We start from the raw sequence: 16808 nt of genomic DNA on the forward strand, positions 1-16808 counted from the left end.
TTTGCATCAAAGCGCCGATTTAGTCCACGTCAGACCGGAGGAGACCATGACGGAACAGGAATTACAGACCCACGCGTGGCGGGTGCGCCGCTACGCCTTGCGCATGGGCGAAGTACAGGGACAGGGCTACGTGGGCCAGGCGCTCGGCTGGGCCGACGTGCTGGCCGTCGCGTACTGCCACGCGATGAATATCCGTCCGGCGGAACCGGAATGGGAAGGGCGCGACCGCTTCCTGCTCTCGCACGGCCATTACGCCATCGCCCTGTACGCGGCGCTGCTGGCGGCCGGCGTGCTGGCCGAGGACGAACTGGAAACCTACGGCGGCGACGACAGCCGTCTGCCGATGTCCGGCATGGCTACCTACACGCCCGGCATGGAAATCTCGGGCGGCTCGCTGGGCCAGGGCCTGGCGATCGCCGTCGGCATGGCGCTGGGCTTGCGCATGAAGGGCAACCCGGCGTTCGTGTACAACTCTATGTCCGACGGTGAGCTCGACGAGGGCGCCGTGTGGGAGGCCGCGCTGTCGGCAGCGCACCACGGACTGTCGAACCTGATCAACCTGGTGGATATCAACCGCCAGCAGGCCGACGGCCCCTCGCACGAGATCCTGCAGTTCGAGCCGCTGGTGGACAAGTGGCAGGCCTTTGGCTGGCACGTGCAGCGCGTGGATGGCAACGACCTGGCAGCGGTGATCGCCGCCTTCGACGCCGCCCGCGCCGCCACCGGGCCGCAGCCGCGCGTGATCCTGTTCGATACCCTGATGGGCAAGGGCGTGCCGTTCCTCGAAGCGCGCGACAAGAACCACTTCATTCGCGTGGAAGCGGACGAATGGCAGCAAGCCATTACTGATCTCGACGCCAACCACGCCAACCGGAGCCACGCATGAACACTACCACTCCCGCAAAACCCCGGCTGACCACATCGTCGATGATGGCCTCCATCGCGGCCGAAGGCCAGCGCACCGAGGCCGCGCCGTTCGGCCATGCGCTGGTGGAGCAGGCCAAGGCCGATCCGCGCATCGTCGGCATGACCGCCGACCTGGCCAAGTACACCGACCTGCACATCTTCGCGCGCGAGTATCCGCAGCGCTTCCTGCAAATGGGCATGGCCGAACAGCTGCTGATCGCCGCCGCCGGCGGCATGGCCAAGGAAGGCTTCATTCCGTTTGCCACCACCTACGCGGTATTCGCCACCCGGCGCGCCTACGATTTCATCCACCAGGTGGTCGCCGAGGAAAACCTCAACGTCAAGATCTGCGCGGCCCTGCCGGGACTGACCACCGGCTATGGCCCCAGCCACCAGGCCACCGACGACCTGGCGATGATGCGCGCCATTCCTAATCTTACCGTGATCGACCCGTGCGATGCGCTGGAAACCGCGCAGTGCGTGGCGGCCATGGCCAGGCACGAGGGGCCGGTCTATATGCGCCTGCCGCGCGGCCGGGTGCCGCTGGTGCTCGACGAATTCGATTCCAGCTTCGAAATCGGCAAGGCGCGCCTGCTGCGCGACGGTCGCGACGTGCTGGTGATCGCCAGTGGCCTGATGACCATGCGCGCGCTGGAGGTGGCGACCCTGCTGGCGTCCAGCGATATCGCGGTGGCGGTGCTGCACGTGGCCACCATCAAGCCGCTCGACACCGAGACCATCGTGGCCGAGTGCCGGCGCGCGGGCCGCCTGGTGGTGATCGCCGAGAACCACAGCGAGATCGGCGGCCTGGGCGAAGCCATCGCCATGGCCCTGTTGCAGGCGCGGGTGCAGCCGACGGTGCGCCACGTGGCCTTGCCCGACCGCTTCCTCGACGCCGGCGCGCTGCCCACGCTGCACGACCGCTACGGCATTTCCACCGAAACCATGGCCGCCAATATCCGGCGCTGGCTGGGCTGATGCGCCTGACGTAATCACGCAGTACCATTAAAACTACAAGGAGACACGGCCATGAGCCTGAACCAGTCGGTGGCGTTGACGCCCAAACAATCAATCGGACAGAAAAAGCGGATCTGGATTTACGTCTTCCTGTTTACACTCACCCTGATCAACTACGTCGACCGGGTCTCGCTCTCGGTGGCGTCGCATGCGCTCAAGGAGGAGTTCGACATTTCGCCGATCGCGATGGGCTACCTGTTCTCGTCCTTCGTCTGGCTGTACTTCATCGCGCTGATCCCGATGGGCTACCTGGTGGGCCGCTATGGTCCGAAAAGCGTCAACAGCTACGGCATCGGCGTGTGGTCGATCGCCACCGTGTGCACGGCATTCACCACCGGTTTTACCTCGTTGATCACCTGCCGGCTGATCATGGGCGCCGGCGAAGCCACCACCTATCCGGCCGGGGCACGCGTGGTGCGCGACTGGATGCCGGTGGGCGAGCGTGGCCTGGCCACCGCCGTCTTCCACAGCGGCAGCCTGGTGGGGCCGGCCGTGGGCGCGATCGGCTTCGGCTGGCTGATCACCGCGTTCGGCTGGCGCATCGCCTTCGTGGTGGCCGGCGCCATCGGCTTTGTCTGGCTGGCGGCCTGGCTCAAGTGGTACCAGCATCCGTCGAAGGCGCCGTGGTTGAGCGCTGCCGAACTGGCCGAGATCACCGCCGACGAAACCGCAGCGGCCAGCCGCGCGTCGGCTGCTCCAGCGCTCGGCTTCGCCGGCCTGGTACGCTCGCGCACGATGTGGGCGATCGGCCTGTCGCATGGCTGCGCCGTGTACGCCACTTATTTTTTCCTGACCTGGCTGCCGACCTACCTGCAAGCCGAAAAAGGCCTGACCGTGATGACCAGCAGTTTTTACACCGCCATTCCCTACCTGGGCGCGGCGGTGCTGGCGGTGCTGATCGGGCGCCTGAGCGACAAGTTGGTACGCCCGCAAGCGGCTGCCAACGGCCAGCGACGCTTTGTCGTCGGCGCGGTGCTGGTGGCGTCGTCGGCGATTTTCCTGGTGCCTCTGCTGGCCAGCACCTGGGCCATCCTGCTGGTGATCACGCTGTCGCTGGCCACGTGCGCCTCGGCGATCTCGCTCAATCTCTCGCTGGTCAACGACCTGGTGCGTTCCGGCGAGGACGTGGGTACCGCCGCCGGCTTCATCACGGCCGTGGGCAACCTGTTCGGATTGCTGGCGCCGATTGCCACCGGCTACCTGGTGGCCAATACCGGCGGCTTCGCGATGGCATTTACCGTGGTCGGCGCCTTGCTGATCGTGGGCGCCGTGCTGTCGGTATTCGGCGCGCGCCGTCCGGTGCAGTAATCATCTTTCAAATTCAATTCGGAGTGTCATGAGTACTACCAATCAAGCAGCCGGCGGCGCCGGCGGGACCAGTGTCGTCTGGCGCATTGCGGCCATCGCACTGCCGCTGTTTATCGGCGTGTTCGGCCTGGCCATGGCCGCAGGCGGCATCTGGCTGGTCGCCGTGGGCGGCAGCAGTTATTACGCGCTGGCCGGACTGGCGTTGCTGGCGGCCACCTGGCTGCTGCTGCGCCGCCGGCGCGCCGGCCAGTCGGTGATGGCCGCCGTGTGGGGCGCCTCGCTGGCGTGGGCGTTGTGGGAAGTCGGTTTCAATGGCTGGGGCCTGGTGCCGCGCGTGGTGGGCGTGACCGGGCTGTTCATGCTGGCGCTGGTGCTGTCGCCGGTGATCAATGTGGCCAGTGCCACCGCTAGCGGCGGGCGGCGGCTCAAGTTCGACCTGGCGCAGCGGTGCGGCCTGGGCCTGGCGGTCGCGGTGCTGCTCGGATTGCTGTTCCTGGTGTCGCGCGAGACGTTCCCGGATGTCGCCGGCCAGCCGGTCGCGGCGTCGGGTGCCTCCGGTGCCGGCGGCGCCGGCGCCGACTGGGCTTACTACGGCGGCGACGCCAAGGCCCAGCGGTACAGCACCGTGGCGCAGATCACGCCTGCCAACGTGGACCGGCTCGAGCGTGCCTTCGTGTTCCATACCGGCGACCTGCCGGCCAGGGGCGAGCGCTATTCTCCGGCCAACACCCCGCTCAAGATCGGCAATGACCTGCTGGTGTGCTCGGCCAAAAACATCCTGATCGCGGTCGATGCCGCCAGCGGCAAGGAAAAATGGCGCTTCGATCCCAAGGTGCCGAGCCAGGCCATCGCCCATGCGGCCGTGTGTCGCGGCGTGGCCGTGTACACCGCGCCCGATTTGCCGCCCGATGCCGCGTGCAAGACGCGCGTGATCAGCAACACGCTCGATGCGCGCCTGGTGGCGGTGGACATCCGCGACGGCAAACCGTGCGCCGACTTCGGCGTCAACGGCCAGGTGGACCTGTGGCAGGACCTGGGCAAGAAGGTGCCTGGCTGGTACTCGCCCACCGCCGTGCCCACCGTGGTGCGCGGCATGATCGTCACCGGCGCCCAAGTACGCGACGGCCAGGACGAAGATGCCCCATCGGGCGTGGTCCGTGGTTACCACGCCGTGACCGGCAAGCTGGCCTGGGCCTGGGACCTCGGCAACCCCGACAATGTGCACGGCCCCAAGCCGGGCCAGACCTACACGCGCGGTACGCCGAACATGTGGACCAGCGCCGTCGGCGACGAGCAGCTGGGACTGGTGTATCTGCCGATCAGCAATTCGTCGATCGACTATTACGGCTCCAACCGCAGCGCGGCGGAAAACAAGTACTCCGATTCGCTGGTGGCGGTGGACGTGACGACCGGGCGCGACGTGTGGCACTTCCAGGCCATGCGCCACGACCTGTGGGACTACGACCTGGGCAGTCAGCCGACCCTGCTCGACTACCCGGGCGCCGACGGCAAGCCGGTGGCGGCGGTCCTGCTGCCCACCAAGCAGGGCGACCTGTACATCCTCGACCGCGCCACCGGCAAGCCGTTGATCCCGGTCGGCGAGGTGAAGGCGCCCAAGCTCGGTTCCGTCGAACCCGCATTTGTTGCGGCCACCCAGCCTATCTCCGGCTGGCACAGCTTGCGCAAGGCGGACAAGACCGAAGCCGACATGTGGGGCTTTTCGCCGGTGGACCAGCTGATGTGCCGCATCCAGTTCCGCCAGTCGAATTACGCCGGCTACCTGACGCCGCCGTCGGTGGACCGGCCGTGGATCCAGTACCCCGGCTATAACGGCGGGTCGGACTGGGGCTCGGTGGCGATCGACCCGGTGCGCCGCGTGCTGATCGCCAACTACAACGACATTCCGAACCGCAGCCAGCTGGTGCCACGCGCCACGGCCGACGCCATGGGCGTGCAACCGATCTATGCCAGCAAGGACGCCAACGCCAAGGCCGCCGGCAAGGGCGAGGGCGAGGGCGGGGCGTCGGTGTACCCGCAGATCAATGCGCCGTATGCGATCAGCGTCAACGCCGGCTGGCGCAATCTCGGCACCGGGGTACCGTGCACCGCGCCCCCGTATGGCGGCATCCGCGCGATCAGCCTCGATACCGGCAAGACGCTGTGGGATGGTCCGCTCGGTACCGCGCGCCGTAACGGTCCGTTCGGCATCCCTTCGGGCATCCCGTTCAATATCGGCCTGCCAAATAACGGCGGCGCGGTGGTCACGGCCGGCGGCCTGGTGTTCATTGCCGCCGCCACCGACAACCTGTTCCGCGCGATCGATATCCGCACCGGTCGCACCGTGTGGCAGGACGTGCTGCCCGCCGGCGGCCAGGCCAACCCGATGGCCTATGAGATCAACGGCCAGCAGTACATCGTGATCGCCGCCACCGGCCATGCCTTCATGGAGACCGGTAACAGCGACGCCATCATCGCCTACAAGTTGCGGCCATGAGCGCGTACGGCAAGCGCGTGATGGTACTGGGCGCCGTGGTCGTGGCAGCGATCGTGCCGGCGGCGGCGACTGCGGCGACCGGTGCAGGCGCAGGCGCACAGGTCGCGGCGGTTTCGGCGGTTTCGGCGGCATCCGCAACCACGCTGACGGTCTACGGCCTGCTCGACATGGGACTGGTACGCGAAAGCGGCGGCGCGGCCGGCGCCGTCACCAGGCTGACCAGCGGCCTGTCGAATGGCTCGCGGCTCGGCTTCAAGGGCACGGAGAGTTTGGGCAACGGCTGGTCGGCGCTGTTCGTGCTGGAGTCGGGCGTGCAGCTCGACAGCGGCGTGATCGGCCAGGGCGGGGTGCTGTTCGGACGCCAGAGTTTCGTGGGCCTGAGCGGCCCGGCAGGCACATTGACCCTGGGCCGCCAGTACACGGCGCACTTCGATACGCTGGCGCTGGCCGATCCGTTTGCCAGCGGCACCGTGGGCGACGCCAAGAACCTGCTGCCCAGCACCGGCGACGCCGCCACCCGCCTGACCAACGCCATTCATTACGCCTGGCAGGGACAGCGCGGCTGGCGGCTGGAGGTGCAGCATGCGCCGGGCGAAGTGGCCGGCAGCGCCAGTGCCGGGCGCCAGTGGGGCGGCGCCGTCGGCTACACGATGGGGGCGCTACAGTTGCGACTGGGCTACCACTACCGCAACAACGATACGCCGACCACGCATCTCTCCGCCGCCCGCAACACCTTGCTGGCGGCAGTGGTGAACCTTGGCGCGGTCAAGCTGCATGCCGCGTACGGCATCGATCGCGGCATCAACAGTGCGTTGCCGCGCAACGGCGGCAATCCGTACGGTTACCCGGCGCTGGCGATTGCCGGCCAGACCACGGACAGCACCGATGTGCTGCTGGGCGTGTCCGCGCCGTGGGGGCCGCACACGGTGCTGGCATCGTACGTGCGCAAGGACGACCACGGCGCCACCGCGCGCGACGCCCGCCAGGTCGCACTCGGCCACCGCTACGCGCTCGCCCCGCGCCTGGACACCTACATGGTGCTGGCGCGCCTGCGCAACCACAACGGCGCCAGCTACACGCTGGGCAACGCTAGCGAAACCGGCACCGGCAACCGCGCGGTCAGTGCGGGGATTCGGTATCGGTTTTGAGGAAGTTGGGCAGGTCGATGCGCACGCCGTTCTTGTTGACGACCGACATTTCCAGCGTCAGGTCGAGCGACTTCAGGAAGCGGCGCAAGGTTGAAACATAGGTATCCGAGCGTTGCTCCAGCTGGGAGACGGCATTCTGGTTGATGCCGAGCTCCCTGGCCACTTCGGCCTGGGTTTTGCCCATCGCTTTGCGAAACTCGGACAGCGTGCTGGCGCTGGCCAGGGTTTCCTGGATTTTTTTCTCGGCCAGCGCGGCAATTTTGGCTTGCCGCTGCGGCGACAGGTCGTCGAGGATGTGGTTGAGATCGGTAGTCATGGTTACCTCCTGAAATAGTTGACCAGCTTGGCCCCGGCCCCAGTAACTTGCCTGAGCGTTCCCAGGTGCCGGTCGTAGCGGGCGTTGGCAATTTTCAGCAAGCCTTTGTAAAACTTTTCCTGATTGATGCCCTGCTTGTCTGCGGCAACCAGGATGACCGCTTGCTGGACCGGGTCGAAAGCAAAGATCGCGCGCCAGATTTCCGCACCGTTGTTGGCCTTGAACCGCAGCTCTTTCATGTTCGGATGCCTGGGGTTGTGCAGTGTTCCCACGTGCGGCCGATCGGCGGCAGGGCCCAGCGTTCTGACGATAATTGCCGAAGCCAATAATTCATCCTGAACGTCGGGAGAGAATCGCTTGAATTCTGCAACGAAATCGTCGTGGAACGTCACCTTCCATTCAGTATTTTTCAATTATCATCTCCAGATGATATCATGTCAAGGTGATTTTTATCGTCAGCCGCAAATTGCGGCTCCCGATTGTTTTGACGCGACAGTGCCGACAAGGTTCCGGCGTCAGCCGGACTTGTTGCGATGGCGGGAGGGAGAGGAGAGTGGGCGGCGGGTCGTCGGACAACGACACCGCCGCAGCAGCCGAGAGCGCTACCTGGTTTTCGTACCGGAACCGGGCTTGAGCAACGCGTCTGCCCTGGCCAGTTCCGCCTGCGACAGCTGTGGCTTCACGTCGGCCAGCGCCGCGTCGGCTTCCGGGTAGCGCGCCTGCTTGGCCAGGCTGAACCAGACGTAGGCCATCGACAGGTCCTTGGCGCCGCCTTCGCCGTTGCGGGTCATGATGGCCAGGTTGTACATGGCGTCGGGCTGCGCCTGCATGGCGGCGGCGTTGAACAGCTTGCGCGCGGTTTCCAGGTTTTGCCCCACCACTTCGCCCTTGTAGAAATAGGTGCCCAGTGCGTTTTGCGCCGCCGGCACGCCCTTGATGGCGGCTTCCCTGTAATAGACCAGCGCGCGCTTGGGATCGGGCGCCACGCTTTCGCCGAAGTCGTACATGCGGGCCGCCGCCAGCTGCGCGCCCGGGTGGCCTTCCTTGGCGCCGGCGGTGAAGTAGGCGCCCGCCATTTTCAGGTCCTTGGGTACCTCGTTACCATCGTAATAGGCTTTGCCGAGCTGGAACAGCGCCGGTGCATAGCCCGCCTCTCCGGCTTCCTTCAGGTACTTGATGCCCTTGTTGACATCCTTCTGGCCGGCAAAGCCGGACAGGTAGGCGCTGCCCAGCATGGCGGTGGCCGGCGTGTAGCCGGAGTCGGCCGCCACTTCATAGAATTCGAGGGCCTTGCGTGGATCGCGCTGCATGCCGGAGCCCACCATGTACACCTTGGCCAGCGTCATCGCCGCTTCGGCCCGCGTGTTCATCAGTTGCGGATGTTTCGGGTCGAAGCGCATGCGGTCGTTCGGCCCGAAGCGCTGGTTGACAGACTTGTCGAGCCAGTAGAGGGCCTGCTTGTTGTCGACGGCGGTGCCCTTGCCTTCGAGGTACATGCGGCCCAGCATCAGCGCGGAGAAATCGTTGCCCAGCTTGCTGTAGTTCTGCTTGAATTGCGCCATTGCTTCCACGTAGTCGCCCTTGTCGTAGGCGTCCAGGGCCAGGTTCAGCGTCTTGTCCTTGCGCGCGATGCTGTTGCGGCCGGCGGCGAAACGGCGGTCGGTATTCGAGCACTGCACCGACGGCGTCATGGCGTCCGGGGCCTGCGTCGTGCCGGTGCCGAAGTCGGAGCCGGACGGCTTCTCGGCGAAGTCATCGCCCATGGTGTTTTTGCCGGAGGCATCGCCCATCGGCGCCACGTCGCGGATGGTATTGATGTCGTTCGAGATGCCATGGAAGCTCATGATGTAGTCGATGACGAGGTCGTCATCCTTGGCGTCGTAGCCGGACATGAAGGCGCACGACGACGCGAACTTGCGGCCCAGCACGCGGCTGTCGGCAGCGATGAACTCGGTCGGATCCTGCAATTTGCGCTTGCCGGTCACAACGACTTCCGGCCGGGTGGCAGTCTCTCCGGCAGACTGCGCCGCTTGCTGCGCGCCTGCGGGGGAACACAGTAGTGCGGATTGCAGGGCTAACAACAGACCCAGTAACTTGAAAGGACTGCCCATCACCCGCATGGCTGGCAACATGATATCTCCAGAGTATTTGTTATCGGAAAGCTAAATATAACGCTTTCCCGTGGCTTTGGCTGCATGATCTCAGGAAACAATCAGCAGCCTGACCATGTGCCAGTGCCGTATGTTGCAAAAAATATCTTTATATTGTTAAGAAGAAATTTAGCGGACGCTGGGTTACAATGAGCGATCGTCCGAATTTTCATACCATGACATTTTCTCCTCCCGTATTGCGCAGCGAAAACGAGCGTCTTGCCGCCTTGCGCGAGTTGTGCCTGCTCGACACGCCGACCGACCCGGCGTTCGACGAGATGACTTTGCTTGCCACGCATGTTTTCGGCACCTCGATGGCGCTCATTTCGCTGGTGGACGATGGGCGGCAATGGTTCAAGTCGCGCATCGGCATGGCCGTGCGGGAAACGCCGCGCTCGCAGGCATTTTGCGCCTATGCGCTCCATAGCGTCGAGCCGCTGATCGTGCTCGACACGCTGCTCGATCCGCGCTTTGTCGACAATCCGCTGGTGACCGGATCGCCCGGACTGCGGTTTTATGCCGGCGCGCCCTTGATTACAAAAGAAGGCCTGTGCCTGGGAACGTTCTGCGTGCTGGACGCCGCGCCGCGCACTGCGTTCGATGCGCGGCAGGTGACCCAGTTGCGCCACTTCGCGCGGCTGGCCATGATGCGCATCGAAACCCTGCGCAGCATTGGCTATGCCGATACGCTTACCCAGTTGCCCAATCGCACCCGCTTCCTCGAAGACGTGGGGTTGTGGATCAACGATGCGCCGGATGATGGCCGCCACCTGTTCGCGGTGGCCGTGGACGTTTGCGGCCCTGCTTATTTTCAGCAGATGCAGTCGGCATTCGGCGCCGATCACGGCGACGGCTTCCTGCAAGTCGCAGCGCGGCGGCTGGCGCACGCACTCGGTCCGGCGCCTGTGTACCGGATCGACACCACGGTAATGGCTTGCGTGCTGGCCGCCGAGCACGAGGCGGCGCTCGAGGAGCAGTTGCGCGCGCTGCAAGCGCAGCTTTCCCAGCCGTGCGAGTACCAGGGCATACCGCATGCACCGGCCGTCACGCTGGGTGCCGTAGCGCTGGCCATGCCCGACGCCACGCCGATGGCCGATACCGCGCGCGTGTTGGGTGCCGCGCTGGCCCACGCGCGCACCGCGCACCGGCCCTGGGCGATCTACCATCCGCAACTGGACGCCGCGCAGCAACGCGCGTTCCGCATCCTCGCGGCCATCCCCGGCGCGCTGGCTGCAGAGGGCCAGTTGCAGCTGTATTACCAGCCGCGCATCGACCTGGCCGATGGCGTGTGCACCGGCGTGGAGGCACTGCTGCGCTGGGACCATCCCGAGCTTGGGGCCATCAGTCCCGCCGAGTTCATTCCGCTGGCCGAAAAGACTGCGCTTATCGGCGACATCACGGCATGGGTGGTGCGTGCGGCGCTGGCACAGGCAGAAATCTGGCACGGCGCCGGCTTGCGCCTGACCGTGTCACTCAACGTCTCGGCGCTGGACCTGGCCACCGCCGCCTTTGCCGATCTGCTCGACCGCCTGCTGGGGCAAATCCGCGTCGATCCGGCGCTGATCGAGATCGAATTCACCGAAAGCGCCGTGGCCGACGATCCGGTATCTGTCGGCGTACAGCTGCGCCGCCTGCGTGCGCTAGGGCTGCAGATCGCCATCGACGATTTCGGTACCGGCCACAGCAACTTCAGCTACCTCAAGCAGATACCTGCCACCACCCTCAAGCTCGATCAATCGTTCGTCCGCACGCTGCCCTCCGACATGCACGACGTGACCATCCTGTGCGCCATGATACGGCTGGGTCACGAGTTCGGCCATCGCGTGGTGGCCGAGGGGATCGAGACGGCGCAAGCATACGAGCTCCTGGCCAGCTGGGGATGCGACGAGGGGCAGGGCTACTGGATTGCCCGCCCCATGCCCGCCCCACAGCTGACCGACTGGCTGGCGCCCGCCGCTCAGCGCTTGCGCGCCAGCTCGTAGTCGTACCGCAGCGCGGCGGCGCTGGCCAGTGCCAGGACTGTGCCGGCCACGCATACGCCGTTCCAGCCGCCCAGGCGCCAGGCCAGCGACCCCAGTGCCGAACCGGTTGCCGCGCCAGCGAAATAGCCGGTCATGTACACCGCGTTGATGCGCGACCGGGCGCCGGGGTCGAGCTGGTAAATCACGCCCTGGTTGCTGATGTGGATGCCCGCCAGGGCGATGTCGATCAACAGGGTGCCCAGCAAGATCCAAGGCAGGCTGGCCAGCCCCAGGCGCAGCGCGCCCCAGCTAACCAGCAACAGCAGCAGGCAGCCGGCCGAAGTAGCCGTTCCCCAGCCCCTGTCGTTCAGGCGCCCGGCCACGCTGGCCATCATGGCGCCGGCCACGCCCAGCAGGCCGACCAGGCCGATCTGGCTGTCACCAAGCGCGAAGACTGGACCCGAGAGCAGCAGCGTGGTGGACGACAGCAGCACGCTCACCGAGGCAAAGGTCAGCGCCCCGAGCAAGGTCCGGCTGCGCAGGCGCGGATGGTGCGCGGCCAGCGCCACGAGCGAACGCAGTACCTGTCCGTAGCGCAGCGCGACCGGATTGCGCGAAGCGGGCAGCGCGTGCCACAGCGCCAGCGCCAGCAGCACCATCAGGCAGCCCGCCGCCCGGTACACGGTGTGCCAGCCCCCAAGGTCCGACAGCAGCCCGGCCGCGCTGCGCGCCAGCAGGATGCCGCTGAGCAGGCCGCTCATCACGAGACCCACGGCGCGGCCGCTGCGCTGCGGTTCGGACAGCGTGGCCGCCATCGGCACCAGGGTTTGCGCGGCCACCGAGAACAGCCCGGTCATGACGGTGCCCGCCACCAGCATGGCGAAACTGCCGGCATAGCCGCTGATGAACAGGCCGGCGGCAGCCAGCAGCATCAGGCCGCTGGCCAGGCTGCGCCGTTCCAGCATGTCGCCGAGCGGCACGAACAGCAGCAGGCCCAGTGCGTACGCCAGCTGCGACACGGTGACCGTGAGCGCGGCGGTGGCGTCGCTCACGTCCAGCGCCACGGCAATCGAATGCAGCAGCGGCTGATTGAAGTAATTACTGCCGGCGCACAGACCGGTGGCGACCGCCATCAGCAGCAGTACCGGGGTGGTGAGGGAGGTAGCGGGGGTAATGGTCTGGGTGGAATGCATGCGGACATCTCGATGAAAGCGATGAGTGCACTATAAAACCTCAACTTATGTTGAGGTCAAGCAGGATGTAATATTTAACTAATTCCCGCCGCAGTCGCCTGTTACCGGTACCGATCATTCTTCCGCACCGGAGAACGCCATGTTGTCCTCACCGTTATCCCGCGCCGCCCGGGCCGAGCCGCTCACGCCGGGCGGCGATACCGCCAGCCGCCTGCAGGCGCAGTCGCTGGAGGCGATGGCCAAGCTCAAACAGAAGCAGGCCGACCAGGCGCGCGAACGCGCCGCCGTGATCCGCGCGCTGCGCACGTCGTCGGCGCAGGCGGCCAAGGCGGCCGCGCGCGAACGGATCGAGATGATCAAGAAGCGTATCGAGGAACTGCTGCACCTGCTGGCCCTGTTCGGCAGCAGCGGCGCCAGGGGTGCGCTGCAGGAACTCAAGCAACTGTCCAACCAGCTCAAGGAAGCTGCCGCCGTGCTGCGTTCCGGCGATGGCGCATCGGCGGCGGAATCAGGGGGCGAGATCGCCGCGCCGTCGGCGCCTGCTGCACCGTCGGCACCATCGGCACCAGCACCAGCAGCGCCGGCCGACGCCGACCACGCCGAGGGCCGCGCCGCCTACGCCGACCAGCAACAGGCAGCCGATGCCGAGGCCAACGACCCGTTCAAACACCACGACCACCGCCGCACCGCCCAGGACAGCCAGCGCGACGCAGACGAACGCCTGATCGACAAGGTCCAGAAAGCGCTGCGCTTCGTCCAGGTCATGGCCGAAGCCGACGTCAAAAAAGAGAAAGCTGCGGCGGCACGTTGACCTCGCAGTTCAGTTGAGGGCGGCTTCGACGGTCCCGGCGGCGTCGAACAGGCGCGCTTCCGCCCCCGGCGCGCACAGCAGCGAGACGCTGGGCACCAGGCCGGTGGCCGCATCGCGGTATTTCCAGGCCGGCACCGCGATGGCCGGCAAGTCCAGGTAGTTGCCCATGGTGTGGGCGGTAAACAGGCCGTTGACGCCGGGTTTCAGCGATTGCCGGTTCATCTTGCCGTGGGGCGGCGCCAGCAATCCCAGCGTGGGCAGGACCATCACGCCGTCAACGCCCAGCATGGCGTGGTAGCGGGCGCGCGCGCTGGCGTATTCTTCGGCGATGCGCGCCACCGTGGACTGGCGGCGCGGTTTCATCAGCGGCGCGATCAGCATCCACGTCAGCAGGCCATTGTCGATGGTGGGACGGCGCAGCAGTTGCGCTGCCAGTTCGCGCCACGGCGAGAAGGGCGCCGCGCCCGGCGTGGACAGCAGCCGGATCCAGGTATCGTAAAAGTCGTCGAGGATGACTTTCGGGATTTGCAGGAACAGGTGGCGCACCTGCGAAAAATCCTGCGCTTCCTCGCGGTAGCCACTGCCGACCAGCGCGCTTCTCGCTGCCGCCAGCGCCTGGCCGATGCAGGCATCCTGTATCGTCATCGGGAAGCCGCCCGGCACCACCAGCCGGCCACCGGAGTCGCCTCCTGCATTGCTGCCCGCCCCCAGCGGCCGCTGGGCGATCACGTCGTACACCAGTCGCGCGTCGCGCACGCTGCGCGTGAGCGGCCCCAGGCCCAGCCAGGTGCGGGTGTTGCCTGTCACCGTGGGCCAAGTGCCGGTACCATCGACCGCCGCCGAATGCGGCTTGAAGCCCACCACGCCGCAGAACGCGGCCGGTATCCGGATCGAACCGAGGATGTCCGACCCCACCCCGAATACCGAACTGCCGGATCCCACCAGCGCGCCTTCGCCACCGCTCGAGCCGCCCGCCACCCGGTCCGGCGCCAGCGGGTTATTCGTGCGGCCGTAGCGGGGATTGGTCGATTCGGCCGTCATCGCCAGTTCCGGCACATTGCTGCGGGCGATCACCACCGCGCCGGCAGCCTTCAAGCGCCGCACGATCTCGGCGTCCTGCGCATGGTGTTCGGGCGCCATCCGCTGCGAGCCGGCCGTGACCTGCTGGCCGGCCAGGCCGAAGGTCTCCTTCACGCTGCACGGCAGGCCGAACAGCGGCAGCGACCTGTCGCCTTCGCGATCGAGCCGGCGCGCTTCGGCCAGCGCCGCGTCGTGGAAAATGCCGGTGGCGGCGTTCAGGCGCGGCTGCTCGTGCGCCAGCGTGTGCAGGTGCTGGCCCACCAGTTGTTCGGCGGTGAGGGCGCCCGCGCGCAGCTGTTCGAGCAGGGTGACGGCGTCGGGTGATCGGTGCGATGGGGTCATGGTGTCTCTTGTAGTTGTACGGTAAACAGCGCGCCGCCGCCGGGGCGGTTGGCGGCCGTGATGGTGCCGCCGCCGGCGCGCATGATCGATTGCGACAGCGCCAGGCCCAGGCCCACGCCGGCCACTTCGCTGGCGCGCGCGCCGGTGCCGCGGAAAAAGCGGTCGAATACGTACGGCAGTTCGGCGGCGGCAATGCCCGGGCCCTGGTCGGCCACCGTCAGCAGTACGGCACCATCTTTCTGTTCCAGGCCGATCTCGATGCACCCGCCCGGCGGCGAAAATTTCAGCGCGTTTTCCAGCAGGTTGCGCAGCACCAGTCCCAGCGCAGCCTGGTCCACCTGCATGTGGTCGGCCACGGCGCCCGCGTACGACAGCGCGATGCCATGCTCGCGCGCCGGCGCTTCCATGCGGGCGATGGTGTCGCGCACCAGTGCAGTCAATGCCACCCGCTGGCCGGGGCCGCGTTCCTGGCCAGCGTCGATCCGCGCCAGCATCAGCAGTTCCTCCACCAGCGTGGTCAGGCGCTCGACTTCTTCCAAGCACGAACGCAGCGCGGCCACGTAATCGCCGCTCTCGCGCGGGCGGCGCAGCGTGATTTCGATTTCCGCGCGCAGGCGCGAGAGCGGCGAGCGCAGTTCGTGCGAGGCGTCGGCGGTGAAGCGGCGCTGGGTTTCGAACGCGCCTTCGATCCGCTCCAGCATGGCGTTGAGCGTGGTGACCAGGTGGCCGATTTCATCGTCGCCACCCGGGTGCGGCAGGCGCCGGTCCAGGTGGTTGTCTTCGATGCGGCCGGCCTGTTCGACGATATTTTCGATCGCCACGAACAGCTTGCGCGACAGCCGCGCGCCGGCCCAGCCCAGCGCCGCCATCAGCGCCACCGCCATGGCGGCAAACAGCAGCGCGGCCGAGCGCAGCGTGCTGTTGGCGTCGTCGAGCGAACCGGCCACCTGCACCGCGTACAGCTGGCCTTTGACGCGTGCGGGCACGGATACCATGCGCAGCGGCTCCTCGCTGGTGTCGGGCAGGGTCTCGAACACGGTGCGCCCTGCCGCCAGTTGCTCGAGCAGCTGGGACGACGCCGGCAAATCCTCGGTACCCAGGTTGCTGCTGCGCGCCAGTATCCAGCCCTGGCTGTCGATGATCTGTACCAGCCGGTCGAGCCGCGTGAGCGAGGGCGGGGCGCTGCCTTGCGGCGCTTCGTGCACGCGGATGACGGCGGCGCCGCCATCGGTGAGCATCGCCGCCTCGGCTTCGGCCAGTGCCAGCAGCGCAGTGTCGAGCTGGCGGTTGACCGATTGCGACAGCACCCACCAGCCGGCGCCCGCCGTCGCGCCCACGGCGGCCAGGATCGCCAGCAGGTGCACCGCGATCAGGCGCTGGCGCAGGCTAAGCATCGCCAGTGTCCACCTGCGAGGACAGCCGGAAGCCGCGTCCGCGCACGGTCTCGATCAGCGGCACGGCGCCGGGCGTATCGACCTTGCGGCGCAGGTTCTTGATGTGGACGTCGATCAGGTTGTCGATGGCGATCAGGTCCGCATGCCATACCTGCTCAGCCAGTTGCAGGCGGGTGACGACGGCGCCGGCATGGCGCATCAGCAGGTCGAGCAGGGCGTATTCCTTGGCCGTGAGCGCAAAGCTGGCGCCGGCGCGAGTGGCCGTGCGCGTGCGGGCGTCCAGCGCCAGGTTGGCCACTTTGAGCACGGCCGGCTGCGCACGGTCGAAGCGGCGCAGCAGCGCGCGCACCCGCGCCAGCAGTTCGTCGAACGCGAACGGTTTGGTCAAATAGTCGTCGGCGCCGGTATTGAGGCCGGTGATGCGGTCGGCCACGGCGTCGCGCGCGGTGAGCATCAGCACCGGCAGCTCGTGGCCGGCTTGCCGCCATTCCGCGCACAGGGTCACGCCATCCTTCCCCGGCATCATCCAGTCGAGGATGGCCAGGTCGAAGCCGGCCGGCGTGGCCGCTTCGTGCGCGCCGTGCGCGACCTGCACCCGGAAGCCTTCTTCCTCCAGGCCGCGCGCCAGCAGCCGCGCCGCTTTGTGATCGTCTTCTACCAACAGGATGTGCATGGGGGCCCTCGACTG

Annotated in this window: 14 protein-coding genes; 7 read left to right on the plus strand and 7 right to left on the minus strand. The window is 66.8% G+C overall.

Annotated features, from left to right (window positions below; genetic code table 11):
• Positions 1–46: 46 nt before the first annotated feature.
• Genes F8197_RS01020 through F8197_RS01040 form a run of 5 tightly spaced genes read left to right on the plus strand, consistent with a single transcriptional unit; the run spans position 47 to position 6873 of the window.
• Complete coding sequence (locus F8197_RS01020; protein WP_152879272.1) at positions 47–886, plus strand: transketolase; 840 nt, start codon at positions 47–49, stop codon at positions 884–886.
• Entirely contained in the window at positions 883–1884 is a 1002-nt protein-coding gene (locus F8197_RS01025) for a transketolase family protein (protein ID WP_152879274.1), read from the plus strand. The genes F8197_RS01020 and F8197_RS01025 overlap by 4 nt, the downstream gene beginning before the upstream one ends.
• A gap of 51 nt (positions 1885–1935) precedes the next feature.
• Positions 1936–3231 carry an MFS transporter gene (locus F8197_RS01030; RefSeq protein WP_152879276.1) on the plus strand — a complete coding sequence of 432 codons (1296 nt, stop codon included), beginning with the start codon at positions 1936–1938 and terminating at the stop codon, positions 3229–3231.
• A gap of 28 nt (positions 3232–3259) precedes the next feature.
• Positions 3260–5725 carry a pyrroloquinoline quinone-dependent dehydrogenase gene (locus F8197_RS01035; RefSeq protein ID WP_152879279.1) on the plus strand — a complete coding sequence of 822 codons (2466 nt, stop codon included), beginning with the start codon at positions 3260–3262 and terminating at the stop codon, positions 5723–5725.
• Positions 5722–6873: a porin gene (locus F8197_RS01040; protein WP_227012004.1), complete on the plus strand. Its 1152-nt coding sequence runs from the start codon at positions 5722–5724 to the stop codon at positions 6871–6873. Before F8197_RS01035 ends, F8197_RS01040 begins: the two co-directional genes overlap by 4 nt.
• On the opposite strand, the gene F8197_RS01045 is transcribed toward F8197_RS01040, so the two are convergent.
• The 3 genes from F8197_RS01045 to F8197_RS01055 all read right to left on the minus strand — a co-directional run bounded on the left by F8197_RS01045 (position 6845) and on the right by F8197_RS01055 (position 9321).
• On the minus strand, positions 6845–7189 hold the full coding sequence (locus F8197_RS01045) for an XRE family transcriptional regulator (protein ID WP_152879281.1): 345 nt from the start codon (positions 7187–7189) through the stop codon (positions 6845–6847). The two genes, F8197_RS01040 and F8197_RS01045, sit on opposite strands and share 29 nt — an antisense overlap.
• 2 nt (positions 7190–7191) lie before the next feature.
• On the minus strand, positions 7192–7602 hold the full coding sequence (locus F8197_RS01050) for a type II toxin-antitoxin system RelE/ParE family toxin (RefSeq protein WP_152879283.1): 411 nt from the start codon (positions 7600–7602) through the stop codon (positions 7192–7194).
• A 189-nt stretch (positions 7603–7791) separates the two neighbouring features.
• Entirely contained in the window at positions 7792–9321 is a 1530-nt protein-coding gene (locus F8197_RS01055; protein ID WP_152879285.1) for a tetratricopeptide repeat protein, read from the minus strand.
• Between the two features lie 194 nt (positions 9322–9515).
• Between F8197_RS01055 and F8197_RS01060 the strand changes: the two genes are divergently transcribed.
• Entirely contained in the window at positions 9516–11321 is a 1806-nt protein-coding gene (locus F8197_RS01060; protein ID WP_227012005.1) for a sensor domain-containing phosphodiesterase, read from the plus strand.
• Here the strand turns inward: F8197_RS01060 and F8197_RS01065 are convergent.
• Positions 11297–12493 carry an MFS transporter gene (locus F8197_RS01065; RefSeq protein WP_152879287.1) on the minus strand — a complete coding sequence of 399 codons (1197 nt, stop codon included), beginning with the start codon at positions 12491–12493 and terminating at the stop codon, positions 11297–11299. The two genes, F8197_RS01060 and F8197_RS01065, sit on opposite strands and share 25 nt — an antisense overlap.
• A 139-nt stretch (positions 12494–12632) precedes the next feature.
• On the opposite strand from F8197_RS01065, the gene F8197_RS01070 reads away from it, so the two are divergent.
• Positions 12633–13304: a hypothetical protein gene (locus tag F8197_RS01070; RefSeq protein ID WP_152879289.1), complete on the plus strand. Its 672-nt coding sequence runs from the start codon at positions 12633–12635 to the stop codon at positions 13302–13304.
• A gap of 9 nt (positions 13305–13313) precedes the next feature.
• On the opposite strand, the gene F8197_RS01075 is transcribed toward F8197_RS01070, so the two are convergent.
• From F8197_RS01075 to F8197_RS01085, 3 genes are read right to left on the minus strand one after another with little or no spacing between them, the layout of a single operon-like run.
• Complete coding sequence (locus F8197_RS01075; RefSeq protein WP_152879291.1) at positions 13314–14726, minus strand: amidase; 1413 nt, start codon at positions 14724–14726, stop codon at positions 13314–13316.
• On the minus strand, positions 14723–16120 hold the full coding sequence (locus tag F8197_RS01080; RefSeq protein WP_152879292.1) for a cell wall metabolism sensor histidine kinase WalK: 1398 nt from the start codon (positions 16118–16120) through the stop codon (positions 14723–14725). The genes F8197_RS01075 and F8197_RS01080 overlap by 4 nt, the downstream gene beginning before the upstream one ends.
• Complete coding sequence (locus F8197_RS01085) at positions 16113–16793, minus strand: response regulator transcription factor (protein ID WP_152879294.1); 681 nt, start codon at positions 16791–16793, stop codon at positions 16113–16115. The genes F8197_RS01080 and F8197_RS01085 overlap by 8 nt, the downstream gene beginning before the upstream one ends.
• Positions 16794–16808: the final 15 nt, after the last annotated feature.

Origin of the sequence: Duganella sp. FT27W, from assembly GCF_009295655.1 — a bacterium.
Lineage (GTDB): Bacteria > Pseudomonadota > Gammaproteobacteria > Burkholderiales > Burkholderiaceae_D > Rugamonas > Rugamonas zoogloeoides.